This window comes from Nonomuraea sp. NPDC050790 (assembly GCF_044456745.1).
Taxonomy (GTDB): domain Bacteria; phylum Actinomycetota; class Actinomycetes; order Streptosporangiales; family Streptosporangiaceae; genus Nonomuraea.
Genome location: NZ_JBITGF010000001.1, coordinates 1,848,567 through 1,865,389 on the forward strand (window position 1 = coordinate 1,848,567; position 16,823 = coordinate 1,865,389).

A 16,823-nucleotide genomic window follows, 5' to 3' on the forward strand; every position below is an offset into this window, starting at 1 on the left:
TCAGTAAAGGAAGGGCTTGCATCTGCCGCCACCGCCTCTTACGCTCCCGCAATAGTTAGGAATATTTCTTAACTATCGGTTGCGCGACCGGACTTCTCACCCCCCGAGATACTGTCAGGAGCCCACTGATGTCCTTACGACGCCGTCTCTCGACGGCCGCGGCGCTGTTCGCACTCGCCGCGTTGCCGCTTCCGGCGCTGCCCGCCCAGGCCGCACAGGCCACCGCTGCGGCCATCCCCGACCTGACCAGCGCCAACCGGCGGGCGCCCATCTCCGGCCTGCCCGACTGGAGCAAGGCGGGCTTCCGCGGCGGCGCCGCCCTGCCCGGGTCCGGCGCCATGAACCCGGACGCGGCCTGCCACATCACCCCACAGGAACTGGCCTCCCAGTACGGCGTACGCCCCGACGGAAGCGACGCCACCACGGGCCTGCAGGCGGCGATCGACGCCATCAGGACCACGTGCACCCCGAGCGCCGGATACACGAAGCTGTCGTCGATCACGCTGCCGGCCGGACGGTTCGTCGTCACCAGGCAACTCGGCCTGGACGCCGACTACCTGGTGCTCAAGGGCGCGGGCATGGGACAGACGGTCCTCGCCTTCCGCCCGGACACGAACACCCGCTACGACACGCTGACCGAGGACGGCAGCGACTGGGACGAGGACGGCGCCACCCACGGCGCGGGCAAGGGCGGCTGGACCTGGCCGGGACGCGGGCTGCTGCGCGTGCAGACCCGCGAGGTCCACACCAGGTACGCGAGCGACCACTCCTCGGCCCCCGCCAACAGGAAGGACATCTTCGAGGGCAGCGTCAACCAGCACTGGGCGGCCGGGGTGCCGCTGCGCGCCGCCTCGGCCGCCGGCGAGACGCAGATCAGGCTGGCCACCAACGCCGACATGGCCCGCTTCAAGGCCGGCGCGCACCTGTGGGTCGGCGCCGCCAACAGCGTGAAGTTCTACCAGCAGCAGACGGTGACCGACACCTCGAAGTACATGAACCTGCACATGCGCCAGCAGATCTTCCAGATCAGCGCCGTGGACAGCGCGGGCAGGAACCTCACGATCGACAAGCCGCTGGAGTACGACCTGCCGGTGAACTCCACCTCCGACGGCTCCTCCGCGATCGGCGGGACCGTCTACCCGAGCCGGGTCACCCCGCTGAAGGTCGTGCAGGGCGTCGGCATCGAGGACCTGACCCTCACCCAGGACATGGCGGGCATGCCCAAGCTGGGCGGCGGCACGTACGACCTCGACCCGGCCGACGCCCGCTTCAACTACGGGAACATGGCGCCCGAGTACGCCCAGCACGGCATCGTGCTCAAGTGGGCGGCCAACGTCTGGATCAGGCGGGTCGGCACCCAGATGACCGGTTCGCACGCGGTCGTCACCGAGAGCGCCAAGAACGTCCAGGTCCAGGAGTCGAGCTTCGACGGCTCGTGGAACAAGGGCAAGGGCGGCAACGGCTACTTCCGCGGCTCGCGCGTCTGGGACTCCCTGTACGCCTACAACACTTCGCGCAACCTGCGCCACTTCACCTTCCAGTGGTCGGCCTCGAACAACGTGGCGATCGGCAACGACTTCGACTCCGACCTGAACGTGCACGGCGGCTGGGAGCGGCGCAACCTGTTCGAGAACAACAAGGTGCGCGTGCCGTTCGAGCACGCCTCGAAGAACTGCCGCACGAACTGCGGCGACGAGGGCGGCGGCGGGCCGGACGACTCGACGTGGTGGCCGATCTGGTGGGCCGCTGGGCCGAAGGCGGCCAAGTGGTCGGGTTCGAGCGGGCCGCAGAACGTGGTCTACAACAACGAGCTGAGCAAGCAGACGACGGAGGGCGGGCCGTACCAGAGCTATTATCCGGACCGGCAGCGGCTCTACCAGTTTGGCAGTTCGGCGGCGGACGCGACGAAGTTCCAGCACCTGGCGCTCAACGGGACGACCATCGCCGACTGGGCGGGCAACGAGAGCGCCGACTTCACCGGCTCGGGCGTGAACGCCTCGCGGACGGACGCCTCGGGCTCGCTGTTCCTGAAGAGCCAGGGCGGCGGCGAGGACACGGTCCCGCCGAGCGCGCCCGGCAACCTGCGCTCCACCGCCACCACCTCCAGCAGCGTCTCCCTGGCCTGGAACGCCTCGACCGACAACGTCGCAGTGACCGGCTACGACGTCTACCGGGGGACCACGCTGGTCAACACCACCAGCGGGACGACCTTCACCGACACCGGACTGACCCCCAACACCGGCTACACCTACACCGTCAGAGCCCGCGACGCAGCAGGCAACACCTCCCCCGCCAGCAGCCCGGTGACGGCCACCACCCAGCAGAGCAGCACGGAAACCCTGCTCTCCCAGGGCAGACCCGCCACCGCCTCCTCCATCGAAGGCGCCGGGTTCGAGGCCGCCAAGGCGGTGGACGGCAGCACCACCACCCGCTGGGCCAGCGCAGAAGGTCGCGACCCCGAATGGATCTCGATCGACCTCGGGACCACCGCGGCCATCTCCCGCGTGAAGCTGAACTGGGAAGCCGCCTACGCCAAGTCCTACAAAATCCAGACCTCGCCCAACGGCACCACCTGGACCGACCTCTACGCCACCACCACCGGCAACGGCGCCACCGACGACCTCACCGGCCTGTCCGGCAGCGGACGCCACATCCGCATGCACGGCACCGCCCGAGGCACCACCTACGGCTACTCCCTCTGGGAGTTCGAGGTCTACGGCACCCAGGCGAGCGGCGACACGACACCACCCAGCACCCCGGCCAATCTCCGCTCCACCGCCACCACCTCCAGCAGCGTCTCCCTGGCCTGGAACGCCGCCACCGACAACGTCGCCGTCACCGGCTACGACGTCTACCGAGGCAGCACACTCGTCAACACCGCCACCGGCACGACCTTCACCGACACCGGCCTGACCCCCAACACCGGCTACACCTACACCGTCAGAGCCCGCGACGCCGCCGGCAACGTCTCGCCCGCCAGCGGCCCGGTCACCGCCACCACCCAGCCGGGCGGCGGCGGCCCGATCGTGGACGTCTCCACCTCGGCCCAACTCATCAGCGCCCTGGCCAACGCCCAGCCCGGCCAGACCATCCGGCTGGCCGGGGGTGAGTACCGAGGGGCGTTCCTCACCCAGAAGGCCGGGACCGCCGCCGCCCCCATCACGCTGACCGGCCCCGCCGACGCCGTCCTGGTCAACGACGGCCCGTCGGGGACCGCCCCGTCGTGCCCCGCTCCCGGCGGCGGATGGGACTCCGGGTACGGACTGTGGCTGTCCGGCGCGCCGTACTGGAAACTGAGCGGTTTCACCGTCAAGGACTCCAAGAAGGGCATCGTCCTCGACGACTCCCACCACGTGACCATCGACGGCGTGTACGTCCACCACACCGACGAGGAAGGCGTGCACTTCCGGCGCTCCTCCTCCGACGGCGTGATCCAGAACTCCAGGATCACCCACGCGGGCCTGGTGCAGCAGGGCTACGGCGAGGGCGTCTACATCGGCTCGGCCGGGTCCAACTGGGGCTGCCACGGCAACTCCGGCGGCGCCGACCGCTCCGACCGGGTCAAGGTGCTGGACAACGACTTCGGGCCCGGCATCGCCGCCGAGCACATCGACGTCAAGGAGGGCACCGCCGACGGCGTCATCCGCGGCAACTCCTTCAACGGCACCGGCATCTCCGGCCAGAACTCCGCCGACTCCTGGATCGACGTGAAGGGCACCGGCTACGTGATCGAGGACAACACCGGCACGTTCGCCGCGCCCGGCACCTTCGCCAACGGCTACGAGACGCACAACCCGTCCACGACGCCGTCGTTCGCCAACGGCTGCGGGAACGTCTGGCGCGGCAACCGCTCCGACCTGGGTGGCACCGGCAGGTACGCCATCTACGTCTCCTCCACCTCCAAGTGCGGCAGCGACCCGAACGTCGTCCACGCCTCCAACACCGTCAGCAACGCACGCACCGGCCTGACCAACATCCCGGTCACGCCGTAACCCCCCACCCGAAGGACGAACGCCATCATGAGACCACGGACACTCGCCGCCTTAGCCGCGGCGCTGGCCCTCCCCCTCACCTTCCTGATCACATCGCCGACCCAGGCGCTCGCCGTGACGGCGACCTCCTCCTCCGTCGAGGGCGCCGGATTCGAGGCTTCCCTGGCGGTCGACGGCGACGCCGCGACCCGCTGGGCCTCGGCGGAGGGCGCCGACCCGCAGTGGATCCGGCTCGACCTGGGCACCACCAGCACGATCAGCGGGGTCACGCTCACCTGGGAGGCGGCCTACGCCAAGTCCTACAAAATCCAGACCTCGCCGGACGGCTCCACCTGGACCGACGTCTACTCCACCACCACCGGCGACGGCGGCACCGACCAACTGTCCGTGTCCGGCAGCGGGCGCTACATCCGCATGTACGGCACGCAGCGCGGCACCCCCTACGGCTACTCCCTCTGGGAGTTCGACGTGCGGACCTCGTCGGGCGGCGACACGACCCCGCCGAGCACGCCCGGCAACCTCCGCTCCACCGCCACCACCTCCAGCAGCGTCTCCCTGGCCTGGAACGCCTCGACCGACAACGTGGGCGTCAGCGGCTACGACGTCTACCGGGGCAGCACACTCGTCAACACCGCCACCGGCACGACCTTCACCGACACCGGACTGACCGCGAACACGAGCTACACCTACACGGTCAGGGCGCGCGACGCGGCGGGCAACGTCTCACCGGCGAGCAACGCGGTCACCGCCACCACCCAGCCGCCCACCGGCGGCGGCACCCCCGTCGAGGCCAACGGGCAGCTCAGGGTCTGCGGGGTCAAGCTCTGCAACGAGAACGGCAAGCAGATCCAGCTCCGCGGGATGAGCTCGCACGGCCTGCAGTGGTACTCCCAGTGCCTCAACACCGCCTCGCTCGACGCCCTGGCCACCGACTGGAAGGCCGACGTCCTGCGGATCTCCATGTACATCCAGGAGGACGGCTACGAGACCAACCCGCGCCTGTTCACCGACCGTGTTCACAACCTCATCGAGCAGGCCACGGCCCGCGGCATGTACGCCATCGTCGACTGGCACATGCTCACGCCGGGCGACCCGATGTACAACCTGGCCAGGGCCAAGACGTTCTTCACCGAGATCGCCCAGCGGCACAACAACAAGAAGAACCTGTTCTACGAGATCGCCAACGAGCCCAACGGCGTCTCCTGGGCCACGGTCAAGAGCTACGCCGAGCATCTCATCCCGGTGATCCGCGCCAACGACCCCGACACGCCCATCCTCGTCGGCACCCGCGCCTGGTCCTCGCTCGGCGTCTCCGACGGGGCCGGCGAGACCGAGGTGATCTCCAACCCGGTCAACGCGACCAACATCATGTACACCTTCCACTTCTACGCCGCCTCGCACGGCAGCAACTACCTGAACACCCTGTCCAGGGCGGCCGACCGGATCCCGATGTTCGTCACCGAGTTCGGCACCCAGACCGCCTCGGGCGGCGGCGGCAACAACTTCGGGATGGCGGGGCAGTACCTCGACCTGATGGCACAGAAGAAGATCAGCTGGGTCAACTGGAACTACTCCGACGACGGCCTGTCCGGCGCCGTCTTCACCGGCGGCACGTGCCCGAACGGCCCGTTCACCGGAACGAGCCGGCTGAAGGAGGCGGGGGTGTGGATCCGCGAGCGGGTCCGTACGCCTGACGACTTCTGACGGAACGGCCCCGCCCGCGCACCGCGGGCGGGGCCGCTCTCGATCGTCAGCCGCTCAGGTCGTCGAAATAGGGCTTCATCGCCGGGTAGTAGTCGTCGAAGTCCGGCTTGGCGCTCCCCTCGCGGGCGGCCACGAGCATGTCCAGGTAGTACTCCCAGCCGGGGCCGATGTCGGCGAGGCCGTCCAGGGTGTCCATGTGCTGCACGAACTCCAGCAGCGTGGTGCCGCCGTCCTCCGACAGCAGCAGGTCGATCCGCCACTCGCCGTGCTCGTCGGTGGCGGAGACCGACAGGCGCCGCGGCGCCTCGCAGGCGTCGATGCGCATGTCCATCCACGGGGACTGGTCCTCGAAGACCAACTGCACCTTGATCGTACGGCCCGGCCCCGCGTCACCCTCCCACGGGCCGAACCAGCGGGCGGTGCGCTCGGACTCGGTGACGCTGGCCCACACGTCCTCGATGGGCGCGCGGAAGGTGCGGGTGAGCACGAGATCGTCTCCCCCGTCGGCGCGCAAAAGTCGTGCGGTGGGGCGGATTGTCATGCGGTGTCCTCCTTGACCTCTTCTGCCGCGCCGCTGGTGCGGTGCTCGCGGCGGGTTCGGTAAACCTCTGTCTCCAGTGCGTCCAGGCGTTGCTCCCAAGCGGGCCGCCCGGCGAACTGGCCAAGCCATTCGGCCAGCTCGTGGAGCCGGCGGGTGTCGAGTTCGTAGAGGCGCCGCCTGCCGACGAGCTCGTCGTGGACCAGCCCGCCCTCCCTGAGCACGCGCAGGTGGCGGCTCACGGCGGGCCTGCTGATCCGGAAACGACCGGCGATCTGGCCGGCGGACAGCCGTCCTTCGCGCAGCATGACCAGAATCTCTCTCCGCACCGGGTCGGCGATCGCGCCTGCCACCTCATCCACGCCAGGAAGCGTAACACACTGGTTACACGTTAGGCCATGCGTCTGGTGGACGAGCGGGGCTTCGCGCGCATACGCTTCTCCGCCTGCGCCCGGGAGGTCCGCCCATGAAGCCGCGCCACGAGTTGCACTGCCACCTGGACGGCTCGCTGCGCCCAGAAACGGTCGCCGAGCTGGCCAGGAGCGAGGGCATCGTCCTGGACCGCCCAGTGCGGAATCTGGTGACCGCGCCGGAAGACTGCGGCAGCCTGACCCGCTACCTCACCTACTTCGACCTGCCGCTGCGAGTCCTGCAGACCCCGGACGCCCTGCGCCGGGCGGCCCGCGAGCTGGTCGAGGACTGGAGCGCGGACGGCGTCGTCCACGGCGAGGCCCGCTTCGCGCCGCAACTTCACGGCCGGCAGGGCATGACGATCGACGAGGCGGTCACGGCGGTGGCCGAGGGCCTGGCCGACGGCCGCGCCACGACCGGCGTGCGCACGGTGCTGCTGCTGTGCTGCCTGCGGCACCAGAGCCCGGAGGAGAGCCTGGCCGTGGCCGAGGCGGCGGTGCGGCGGCGCGACGTGGTCGGCGGCCTCGACCTGGCCGGTGACGAGCGCCTGTACCCGGCCGCGCCGCACCGGGCCGCCTTCGACCTCGCGCACCGGGCGGGGCTGCCGTGCACGGTCCACGCGGGTGAGGCCGCCGGTCCCGAGGCGGTGTGGGAGGCGATCGACGTACTGGGGGCCCGCCGTATCGGGCACGGCGTGCGGTGCGCCGAGGACGACGCCCTTCTCGAACGGCTGCGCGCCGACGGCATCGCGCTGGAGATGTGCCCGACCAGCAACGTGCAGACCGGCGCCGTGGCCGGTCTCGCCGCGCATCCCGCGACCCGCCTGCTGGCGCGGGGCCTCGCGGTGACGATCAGCACCGACGCCCGCACCACCTCCGGCACCACCCTGGAGCGGGAGTTCGCCCGCCTGCGCCGCACGGCGGGCTGGGACGAGCAGCAGGAACAGCAGGCGGAGGCCCACGCCGGCGCCGCCGCCTTCTGACCACGCACGCACTCAGGCCGCTCAAAGCCTCAGGGGCGCTCAATGCGCTCAGGTCCTTAGAACGCTCAACGCGCTCAGCGCGGTCGGGGCGGTCAGAGGTTGCGCAGGACGCTCACCACGATGCCCAGCACCACGGCGTCGTCCCCGTCGATGACGTCGTAGGCGGGGTTGCGCGGTTCGAGGTAGACGTGCCCGCCACGCCGCCTGAACACCTTGACCGTGGCCTCGCCGTCGATCATCGCGGCCACGATCTGGCCGGTGTGCGCCTCGGGCTGCTGCCGTACCACGACCAGGTCGCCGTCGCAGATCGCCGCGTCGATCATCGAGTCGCCCCTGACCCGCAGGCCGAACACGGTGCCACGGCCGACGAGGTCGCGCGGCAGGGTCAGGGTGTCCTCCACGTGCTGGTCGGCCGGGATGGGCGTGCCCGCGGCGATGTCGCCGACCAGCGGCACGCTCACCAGGGAGCCGTCCCGCTCCGGCACCGCACCGCGCAGGAACAGCCGCAGGTCGATGGGCCGCGTCGTCGACGTGCTCCGGCGCAGGAACCCCTTGTCCTCCAGGCTCCGCAGGTGCTTGGACACCGACGAGGACGAGCGCAGCCCGACCGCCCGGCCGATCTCGCGGGCGCTGGGCGGGTAGCCGTACCTGAGCGCCCAATCCCGGATCGTGGCCAGGATGTGCTGCTGGCGCTGCGGGAGGGCGAAAACGTCCAGATACTCGAAGGCGTCGTCGTCGTAGGTGGTCACCAGGGACATGCTAGGGGCGCCGCCGTTCGACACAACGCACTGATCAAAAACGGTGAGCTGTGCATGGTGCACATGGTGGAGGTATGTCCGGTTTTTAGTCTGTCGAGATGAGCACCGATGCCTCCCCAAGTCCGGTGACGGATCCCGTGCCGCAGGTGCGGGAGCACCTAGACCATTAGGAAGTGCCATGTGCCAGCACTACCCTCTTCCCGCCCGGCCGAGCAGTCTGAGCGGTGCGGCATGGAGACGCTGACCGCCCCCGAGGGGGCCACGATCGCGTCATGGTCTCTGCCGTCCCACTTCCGCGCGGCCGCCGAGGCGCGACGCCACACGGCCGGCTACCTCAACAGGTGGGGCTTCCACGACACCGACACCAGCGTGCTGCTGGTCAGCGAGCTGGTGACCAACGCCCTGCGGTACGCGCCGGGCCCGGTCACCCTCACCGTCTGGCTCATCGACGGCCTGCTGCGCTGCGAGGTCGAGGACACCAGCGCCCAGCCGCCCGCCTGGCACGAGCCCGCCGTCCACGCGGAGGGCCACCGTGGCCTGTTCCTCCTGGACGCGCTCGCCTGCTGCTGGGGCTTCGTGCGCACCGGCGAGGGCAAGGCCGTCTGGTTCGAGCTGCCCGTGGCCGGAGAGCACGATGCGTAAGATCACGCTCCCCAAGCCACGGCCCCGCCCGCCGCGCCAGGACCAGGATCTGCGCACCCCGTCGGGGCGCAAGCTCCCCTACTGAGCGCGGCGGCTCAGGCTTTCACGGCGCCGCTGGTCAGGCCGCCGACGATGTAGCGCTGGAGGAACTGGAACAGGATCAGCACCGGCAGCGCCCCGATGAGGGCCCCGGCGGCGAAGACGCCCCAGCTCTGCCCGAGCTGGTAGGAGACGAGCCCGTAGAGTCCTACGGCGAGCGTCTGCTGGTCGGGGTCGGTCAGGACGAGGCCGGCGATGACGAAGTCGTTCATCGTGGCCACGAACGAGAACAGCGCGACGACGACCAGGATGGGCCGCACGAGCGGCAGCAGGATCAGGAAGAAGACCTGCGCGTGCGAGGCGCCGTCCATCTGCGCGGACTCGTCCAGTTCCCGGGGGATGGAGTCGAAGAACCCCTTCATGAGGTAGGTGTTCACGCCGAGCGCGCCGCCCAGGTAGACCATGATCAGGCCGAGCGTGCTGCCCAGTCCCAGCGGCGGGAACACCTCCTTGAACGCCGACAGCAGCAGGAAGATCGCGACATAGGCCAGCACCTGCGGGAACATCTGGACGAAGACCAGGCCGACCAGCCCGGCCTCGCGCCCGCGGAAGCGGAATCGGGAGAAGGCGTAGGCGGCGCACGCCCCCAGGAACACCGATCCGGCCGCGGTCGACACCCCGATCACCAGCGAGTTCACGACCCACCGGGGGAAGGGGTGCAGCGCGTCGGTGAACAGCGTCGCGTAGTGCTGCCAGGTGACCTCGGCGAACAGGTCGTTCGAGCCGGTCAGCGTGCCGCTCGGGTTGAGCGAGGCGGCCAGCACGAACACCAGCGGGAACAGCGCGACCACCGCGGCCAGCACGCCGACCAGGTGTCTCCAGAGCCTCATGCCGCCGCTTCCAGCCGCCTGGCCCGCCGGAACCCGGCCAGCGACACCGCCGCGATCACCGCGAAGATCAGGATCGAGACCGCGCAGGCCAGGCCGTAGTCGCGCGAGGTGCCGCCGAAGGCCAGCTTGTAGACCAGCGAGATCAGCAGGTCCGTCGAGCCGACGTCGATCGGCGCCTGGGCGTCGCGTGGCCCGCCGCCGGTGAGCATGTAGATGACGTTGAAGTTGTTGAAGTTGAACGCGAACGTGGCCACCAGCGCGGGCGCGGTCGAGGCCAGCAGGAGCGGCAGCCGTACCGACGCCAGGACCCGCCACGGACCGGCCCCGTCGACCTGGGCCGCCTCGGCGAGCTGGCGTGGCACCGCCTGCAGCGCCCCGGTGCAGATGAGGAACATGTACGGGAACCCGATCCACACGTTGACCGCCAGCACGCTCAGTTTCGCCAGCCAGGGGTCGGACAGCCACGGCACGGCGGTGCCGCCCAGCAGCACCTCGTTGACGAAGCCGTGGTCGGTGTTGAGCAGCCCCTGCCACAGCAGCGCCGCCATGAACGCGGGGAAGGCGTAGGGGAAGACCAGCAGCGAGCGGTAGACGCGGTAGCCGTCCAGGATCAGCGCGAGCACCAGCCCGAAGCCGAAGCTGAGCGCGACCGACAGCGCGGCGAAGACGAACGTCCAGACCAGCACGCCCAGGAACGGCCCGCGGATCTCGGCGTTGGTGAGCACGCTGGTGAAGTTCTCCGTGCCGACGAAGACCTTCCAGCCGGGCCTCAGCGAGCGGCCGTCGGCCGAGGTGAAGGCGCCGCGGCCGGCGTCGCGGTAGACGGTGCCCGCCGTGTCGGTGATGGCGTCGGCGGCGGCGTCGTAGGTGAGGGCGGGCCGGTAGAGGGCGGCGGTGACGCCGTCGGCGGTCTTCAGCACGCCGCCCTCGGCCGGGACCCGCAGCCTGACGATCTCCGCCTGCCTGGCCACGATCTCCGCGTACGGCAGCGCCCGCCAGCCGGGCCCCTGCCCGAAGCCCAGCTCGCCGTCCTTCTCCGCCACCCGGATCGGCCGGCTCTCGCCGGTCTTGACCTCGCTGGCGGCCAGGATCGCCGCGACCGCGTCGGACTTGGTGGCGTTGTGGCCGTCGCCGTAGTTGGTGAAGGCGGCGTAGCCGGTGTAGAGCACCACGTACACCTGGTAGATCAGCAGCAGCACGACGCCCGGCGCCAGGTACTTGGCCGGGACCGCGCGCCTGCTGAGGTAGACGGCGTTGACGGCCACCGTGCCGGCCAGCAGCAGCGCGAACATCCACCACGAGCGCTGCCCGCCGAGCGCCACCAGCCCGTAGACGGCCAGGGCGTCGGCGACGGCCAGCGGAAGGAAGCGGAGCGCGCGCATCAGGACCCGATCTTCGCGCGGATGCGCTCCGCGGCCTTCCTGGTCAGCTCGGCGGGCTCGCCCCGGCCGGTGATGATCGCGAGCTGGGACAGTCCCCAGTCGGCCCAGACGGCGTCCATCTGGGGCACGTTCGGCGTCGGCACGCCGTCGGCGGCGGCCGCGGCGAACCCGGCCAGGACTGGGTCGCCGGCCAGTTCCTCGCGCACCGAGGTCATCGCCGGCGGCCGGCCGCCCGCCTCGTGCAGCGCCTTCTGCGCCTGCGGGGTGGCCAGGTAGTTGAGGAGGAAGTCGTTGGCCAGGATCGGCGCGGCACTCTTGGCGCTGACGAAGAAGCCCTGCACGCCCGCGAACGGCCGCGCCTTCTCCTTGCCCGCCGGCGGCACCGGGTCCACGGCGAACGGCACGCCCGCCTTGGCCAGCGCGGGCGCGTCCCACGGCCCGGTGACCAGGAACGGTGTCTGTCCCTTGACGAAGGCGCTGGTCGCGATGTCGCCGGTCAGCGACGTCGAGACGACCTTGTCCTCGGCCAGTTTCCGCAGGTAGGAGGCGAACCTGAGCCCGCCCGGGTTGTCGATCTCCAGCTTGCCGTCCGCGCCGAACACCTGCGAGCCGAACGAGGTCTGCAGCGCGTACAGGTGGAAGGGCGAGCCCGCCTTGGGGTCGACGGGCAGCCCGACCGGGTACTCGGCCCTGCCCGCCTTCACCAGCGCCTCACCCGTTGCCACCAGGTCGCCGAAGGTGGCGGGCGCGGTGGGGACGAGCTTGGTGTTGCGCAGCACGGCCACGCTCTCGATCGCGTACGGCAGGCCGTACGTCTGCCCGTCGTAGGTCATGGCCTCCATGGCGGCCTTGGAGAACAGCGCCGCCTTGGCCGACAGGTCGAGCGGGGCCACGACGCCGTTCTGCACCAGCTTCCCCAGCCAGTCGTGCGGGCCGACGATGACGTCGGGTCCCTGTCCCGAGGGCGCCTGGGAGACGAAGTCGTCGCGCAGGTTGCCCATGGCCTTCTGCACGATCTTGACCTTGACGCCGCGGTCCTTCTCGAACGTCGCGGCGATCCCCCGCAGCGGGGCGGCGCGGCTGTCGTCGGCCCAGACGGTGAGCGTGGGGGTGGGCGGGGCGGCGGCCTTCTCGGCGGCGCAGCCCGCCACGAGCAGGGCGGTGGCCGCGAGTGCGGTGAGCTTGCGCATGGTCGCTCCTCAGGATCCGGCGTGCGGGTCGTCCTGGGCCGGATCGCTCCAGCCCGCGACGCGTACCCACACGCGCCGGTCCGCGTCGTGCCTCAGGGGGGTTCTGATGGGAAAGCCGTCGGCGTCGAGGCCGTCGCGGCGCCAGCCGCGCCCGACGGCGCCGTTCAGGCCGACGCCGCGCGGCAGCCGCCAGGCGCCGTGGTGGACGCCGGGCGCGACCTTGGTGGTGACCAGGCCGGAGAAGTAGACGGGCGAGTCGTCGGGGGTGTCGAGCGGGACCACGACCGTGACGTCGAGCAGCGCGTCGGGGGCGCCGTCGACGACCGTGACCCGCTCGCCCGCCTCCAGGTCGCCGGCCGTGGCGACGACCTGCGCCTCGCCGGCCTCGACGCCCTGGAGCAGGGCGTGGCCGACGCTCTTGAGCGGGCCGGCGGGCCGCCAGGTCACCCGCGCGCCGAGCGCGGAGTACACGCAGCCGTCGGCGCGTTCGGCCAGGGGCGCGACGTCGAGGTCCTGGCCGGTGGCGGTCTCGCCGCCCGTCCCCGACAGCAGGACGGGCGGCCCGGCCGTACCGAACAGATGGAGCAGGGCGCTGCCCGCGCGGGCGGCCCAGGCGTCCTCGTGGTGCGGCGCGGACGGCTCGTGCAGGTAGCGCAGCTCGTCGTCGGGCGCGTAGCCGAGGTCGAGGAGGTGCTCGACGAGCTCGCGCACCGGCCTGACCATGATCAGGCCCTCCATGCCGCCGATGTCCATCCAGATCCGGCGCGGGCCGCGCGAGGCGAAGCGCCGGTGGACGGACGTCTCCTCAAGCGTGCCCGGGTCAACGAAGACCAGGAACGGCGAGAGCACCGCGGCCAGCCCGAACACCTCCGGCCGCCGGAAGGCCAGGTGGTAGCTGACCAGGCCGCCCATCGACGAGCCCATCACCGCGGTGGCGGCCGGGTCGCCGGTCACCGCGTAGCGCTCGCGCAGCGCCGGCAGCAGCTCCTCGACCAGGAACTCCTCATACAGCTCGCCCCTGCAGACGCCCTCCGGGTCGCGCGGGTAGGGCGCCACGTGCGAGTACTCGTTGCCGCGCTGGTCACCGGCGTTCGAGACGCCCACGGCGACCAGCGGCGGCAGCAGCCCGCGCCCGATCAGGTCGTCGAGCGTCTCGTCCACCCGCCAGCTCGGGCGCAGGCCCGCTCCGGCGAACACGTGCTGCCCGTCCTGCAACACCACCACGGGGTACGGCCCCGCCGCCGGATCGTAGCCGGGCGGCAGGTAGACGAAGACGTCGCGGGAGTTGCCCAGCGCCCGCGAGCGTACGCCGGCCAGGGTCTCGATCATCGTGCGGTCTCCCAGATGTGAAAGGCGGGCCCGTCGGCGGGCATGGGCGCGCCGGGTGCGAGGTCGGGGGCGCCGAGCAGGCCGGCGAGGGCGGCGGGCGCGGGCATCGGGGCGTGGGCGTTCCTGCTGACCTGGATCAGCAGCGTCTGTCCCGGCGCGGCCCGCTCGAAGAGCACCACGTCCCGCTCGGCGCGCAGCCAGCGCAGCCCGCCGTGCCGCAGGGCCTCGCTGCCGCGGCGCAGCGCGATCAGCTCGCGGTAGAGCCGGTGGGTGGCGTGGTCCTGCGCGGCCGGGTCCCAGGGGAACGGGCGGCGGCCGTCCTCCAGGTGCACGCCCTCGACGCCGACCTCGTCGCCGGCGAAGACCATGGGCAGGCCGGGCAGCGTGAACAGCAGCGCGGCGCCCAGGTGCTGGTGGTCGCGGCCGGCGATCGAGCGGAAGCGGGCGGTGTCGTGCGAGCCGAGCAGCGTGAGGTTGTGCGTGTGCGAGCGCCACGGCAGGCGGGCGGCGTGGGCGCGCATCACGGCTGCCAGGTCGTGGCCGCCGTAGCCGGGGATGGGTCCCGGCGTGCCCCAGAACTCCGTGGAACGTTCCTTCGCCAGCCACGACCACACCGGGCGGGCGAAGCCGGCGTAGGCCATGGTCCCGTGCCAGCCGTCGCCGCGCAGCGCGGGCGCGGCGTCGAACTGGTTCTCGGCCAGCAGCAGCCTGCCCTCGCCGAGCGCCGCCCTGGTGGCGGTGGCGACCTGGGCGTTCAGCTCGACCGCGCCGTGGCGGCCGGCCGACTGGGCGACGTCGACGCGCCAGCCGTCCAGGCCGAACTCCGCGGGGTAGCGGGCGATCACGGCGTCCAGGCGGCGGCGCAGCTCGGCCGAGCGGTGGTCGAACTTGGGCAGGGTCTTCACCCCGGCGAAGGTGGCGTAGTCGGCGCCGTCGAAGTAGTAGAAGTCCCGCTCCTGGCTGGAGTGGTCGGCCTGGGCCTTCACGAACCAGTCGTGGGCGTCGCCGGAGTGGTTGAGCGTGATGTCGCCGATGACGCGCAGGCCGCGGGCGTGCGCCTGTTCCGTGAGCGCCTTCAGTGCCTCGTCGCCGCCGAGCAGCGGGTCGACGTGGTCGAAGGTGCTGGCGTCGTAGCGGTGGTTGGAGCGGGCGGGGAAGAACGGGGTCAGGTAGAGGAGGTTGGCGCCCAGGGCCTCGATGTGGCCGAGGCGTTCGGCCACGCCCCACAGGTCGCCGCCGTAGAGCTGCTGGAGGGCGTGCGGCCTGCCGTACGGGATGGGCTCGTCCCACTCGGCGGGGCGGGCCCACGACGGGAGGGGGCCGCGCGGACGCCCGGAACGCGCGAACCGGTCGGGGAAGATCTGGTAGATCACCGCGTCGGCGGCCCAGGCGGGCGGCGGCGGGTAGGCGGTGAGGGTGAAGTCGGCGGCGTCGGTGACCTCGGTGCGCGACAGGCCCGCGGCGTTCAGCCACAGCGGCCCGGCGTCGGTATGGAGCAGGAAGCGGTAGCCGCACTCGGGGTTGACCACCTGGAGCGTGGCCCGCCACCAGGTCTCGGCGGGCGTGACGCGGTCGGCCATCGCCTCGGTGAACATCGGCTCGCCGTCGGGCGCGCTACGGACGAAGACGCGCCGGACGCCCAGCGTGGCGGCCGTGCGGGCGAACACCTCGACCCGCTCGCCCAGTCCCGGCGACGGATCGGAGACATACAGCGGCGAACCGTCGTGGTGTGCCACTGTGTTGCAAAGTGTTTCCGGCTGGACCATGCTGTTAACGCTCCCTTTACCTGCTTTGATGGTCAGGAGCCTAAGCAGCCCCGTTCAGGTGCGGCAACGTCGCGCAACATGTTTCAACGGTTTCTGGAGTCCCCGTGGCACGACTGTCGGTACGCACGATCGCCAAGCGCGTCGGCGTCAGCGCGGCGACGGTCAGCCGCGTGCTCAACGACCGTCCCGGGGTGGCGGAGGAGACCCGTACCCGGGTGCTGCAGGCTATGCGCGAGCAGGGCATGGTCGCGCCCGCGCCGGTCTCGCAGCCGTTCGTCGGCATCATCGTGCCCGAGCTGGACAACCCCGTCTTCCCGCTGCTGGCCGGCGCCATCGAGACCAAGCTCGGCGGGTACGGCGTCACCGCGCTGATCGGCAGTTCCACCAAGCAGGGGCCGACCGAGCTGGACTACATCGCCTCCCTGGTCAGGCAGCGCATCCAGGGCCTCGTCCTGGTCTCCGGACGGCACGCCAACCCCTCGGCCGACCACGGCTTCTACTGGCAGCTCCACCAGCAGCAGGTGCCGATGGTGCTGGTCGGCGGGCACGTGCAGGACCTGCCGGTCTCGACCGTCACCACCGACGAGGCCGCCGGGGCCGCCATGGCCGTCTCCCACCTGCGCGCGCTCGGCCACACCCGCATCGGCCTGGCGGGCGGCCAGGGCTACCTGCGTCCGTCCCAGAACCGGCTGCGCGGCTACGGGCGGGAGATGCGCCGCTGGTTCGGCTCCGTGGACGACGCCCTGTACGCCGAGACCGACTACTCACTCACCGGCGGGCACGCCGCCGGGCTGCGCCTGATCGAGGCGGGCGCCACCGCGGTCGTGGCCGGCAGCGACCTCATGGCGCTGGGCGTGCTGGCCGCCGCCCGGCAGGCGGGGCTGCCGGTGCCGGGCGGGCTGTCGGTGGTCGGCTACGACGACACCTACCTGGCCGCGCACAGCGACCCGCCGCTGACCACGGTCCGCCAGCCGGTCGAGCAGATGGCCGCGGCCGTGGCCACCGCGCTCTGGGAACGCCTGCAGGGCTACCACACGCCCCACGTCGACCACGTCTTCCCGCCCGCCCTCGTCGCCCGTGCCTCCACCGGCCCACCCGCCTGACCTTGGCTCTCCCCCGCGCCCTCTCTGACCTCAACCGACGCCCGCGCCTGCACGGGCCCTGACCTCACCCGCGACTTCACGGGCCCTGACCTCGCCC

Annotated in this window: 13 protein-coding genes; 5 read left to right on the forward strand and 8 right to left on the reverse strand. The window is 71.3% G+C overall.

The annotated features are described in order from the left end of the window. Window positions 1–128 precede the first annotated feature (128 nt). Window positions 129–3,992, forward strand: coding sequence for a discoidin domain-containing protein (locus ACIBEJ_RS08315; RefSeq protein ID WP_397181938.1), 3,864 nt, complete (start codon window positions 129–131; stop codon window positions 3,990–3,992). Window positions 3,993–4,019: 27 nt separating this feature from the next. After that, on the forward strand, window positions 4,020–5,696 hold the full coding sequence (locus ACIBEJ_RS08320) for a cellulase family glycosylhydrolase (RefSeq protein ID WP_397181939.1): 1,677 nt from the start codon (window positions 4,020–4,022) through the stop codon (window positions 5,694–5,696). 46 nt (window positions 5,697–5,742) lie between these two features. Here the strand turns inward: ACIBEJ_RS08320 and ACIBEJ_RS08325 are convergent, their stop codons facing one another. Beyond that, the gene (locus tag ACIBEJ_RS08325) at window positions 5,743–6,237 is read right to left on the reverse strand and encodes an SRPBCC family protein (protein ID WP_397181940.1); all 495 of its coding nucleotides are present in this window, start codon (window positions 6,235–6,237) and stop codon (window positions 5,743–5,745) included. Further along, window positions 6,234–6,596, reverse strand: a complete 363-nt coding sequence (locus ACIBEJ_RS08330; protein ID WP_397181941.1) for a metalloregulator ArsR/SmtB family transcription factor — start codon at window positions 6,594–6,596, stop codon at window positions 6,234–6,236. Before ACIBEJ_RS08330 ends, ACIBEJ_RS08325 begins: the two co-directional genes overlap by 4 nt. 104 nt (window positions 6,597–6,700) lie before the next feature. Here ACIBEJ_RS08330 and add point away from each other — a divergent pair, with 104 nt between their 5' ends. Further along, window positions 6,701–7,627, forward strand: a complete 927-nt coding sequence (gene add / locus ACIBEJ_RS08335; protein WP_397181942.1) for an adenosine deaminase — start codon at window positions 6,701–6,703, stop codon at window positions 7,625–7,627. A gap of 92 nt (window positions 7,628–7,719) precedes the next feature. Here add and lexA read toward each other — a convergent pair whose 3' ends face one another. Continuing rightward, window positions 7,720–8,385, reverse strand: a complete 666-nt coding sequence (gene lexA, locus ACIBEJ_RS08340) for a transcriptional repressor LexA (RefSeq protein WP_397181943.1) — start codon at window positions 8,383–8,385, stop codon at window positions 7,720–7,722. Window positions 8,386–8,616: 231 nt separating this feature from the next. Here lexA and ACIBEJ_RS08345 point away from each other — a divergent pair, with 231 nt between their 5' ends. Beyond that, window positions 8,617–9,027: an ATP-binding protein gene (locus ACIBEJ_RS08345; protein ID WP_397181944.1), complete on the forward strand. Its 411-nt coding sequence runs from the start codon at window positions 8,617–8,619 to the stop codon at window positions 9,025–9,027. Between the two features lie 95 nt (window positions 9,028–9,122). Here the strand turns inward: ACIBEJ_RS08345 and ACIBEJ_RS08350 are convergent, their stop codons facing one another. From ACIBEJ_RS08350 to ACIBEJ_RS08370, 5 genes are read right to left on the reverse strand one after another with little or no spacing between them, the layout of a single operon-like run. Then, entirely contained in the window at window positions 9,123–9,956 is an 834-nt protein-coding gene (locus tag ACIBEJ_RS08350) for a sugar ABC transporter permease (RefSeq protein WP_397181945.1), read from the reverse strand. Continuing rightward, on the reverse strand, window positions 9,953–11,338 hold the full coding sequence (locus ACIBEJ_RS08355; RefSeq protein ID WP_397181946.1) for an ABC transporter permease subunit: 1,386 nt from the start codon (window positions 11,336–11,338) through the stop codon (window positions 9,953–9,955). Before ACIBEJ_RS08355 ends, ACIBEJ_RS08350 begins: the two co-directional genes overlap by 4 nt. After that, on the reverse strand, window positions 11,338–12,528 hold the full coding sequence (locus tag ACIBEJ_RS08360) for an extracellular solute-binding protein (RefSeq protein ID WP_397181947.1): 1,191 nt from the start codon (window positions 12,526–12,528) through the stop codon (window positions 11,338–11,340). The genes ACIBEJ_RS08355 and ACIBEJ_RS08360 overlap by 1 nt, the downstream gene beginning before the upstream one ends. 9 nt (window positions 12,529–12,537) lie before the next feature. Beyond that, window positions 12,538–13,857, reverse strand: a complete 1,320-nt coding sequence (locus ACIBEJ_RS08365) for an alpha/beta hydrolase (RefSeq protein ID WP_397181948.1) — start codon at window positions 13,855–13,857, stop codon at window positions 12,538–12,540. After that, the gene (locus ACIBEJ_RS08370; protein ID WP_397181949.1) at window positions 13,854–15,593 is read right to left on the reverse strand and encodes a glycoside hydrolase family 13 protein; all 1,740 of its coding nucleotides are present in this window, start codon (window positions 15,591–15,593) and stop codon (window positions 13,854–13,856) included. Before ACIBEJ_RS08370 ends, ACIBEJ_RS08365 begins: the two co-directional genes overlap by 4 nt. Before the next feature lie 134 nt (window positions 15,594–15,727). Between ACIBEJ_RS08370 and ACIBEJ_RS08375 the strand changes: the two genes are divergently transcribed. Further along, window positions 15,728–16,726: a LacI family DNA-binding transcriptional regulator gene (locus ACIBEJ_RS08375; RefSeq protein WP_397181950.1), complete on the forward strand. Its 999-nt coding sequence runs from the start codon at window positions 15,728–15,730 to the stop codon at window positions 16,724–16,726. Window positions 16,727–16,823: the final 97 nt, after the last annotated feature.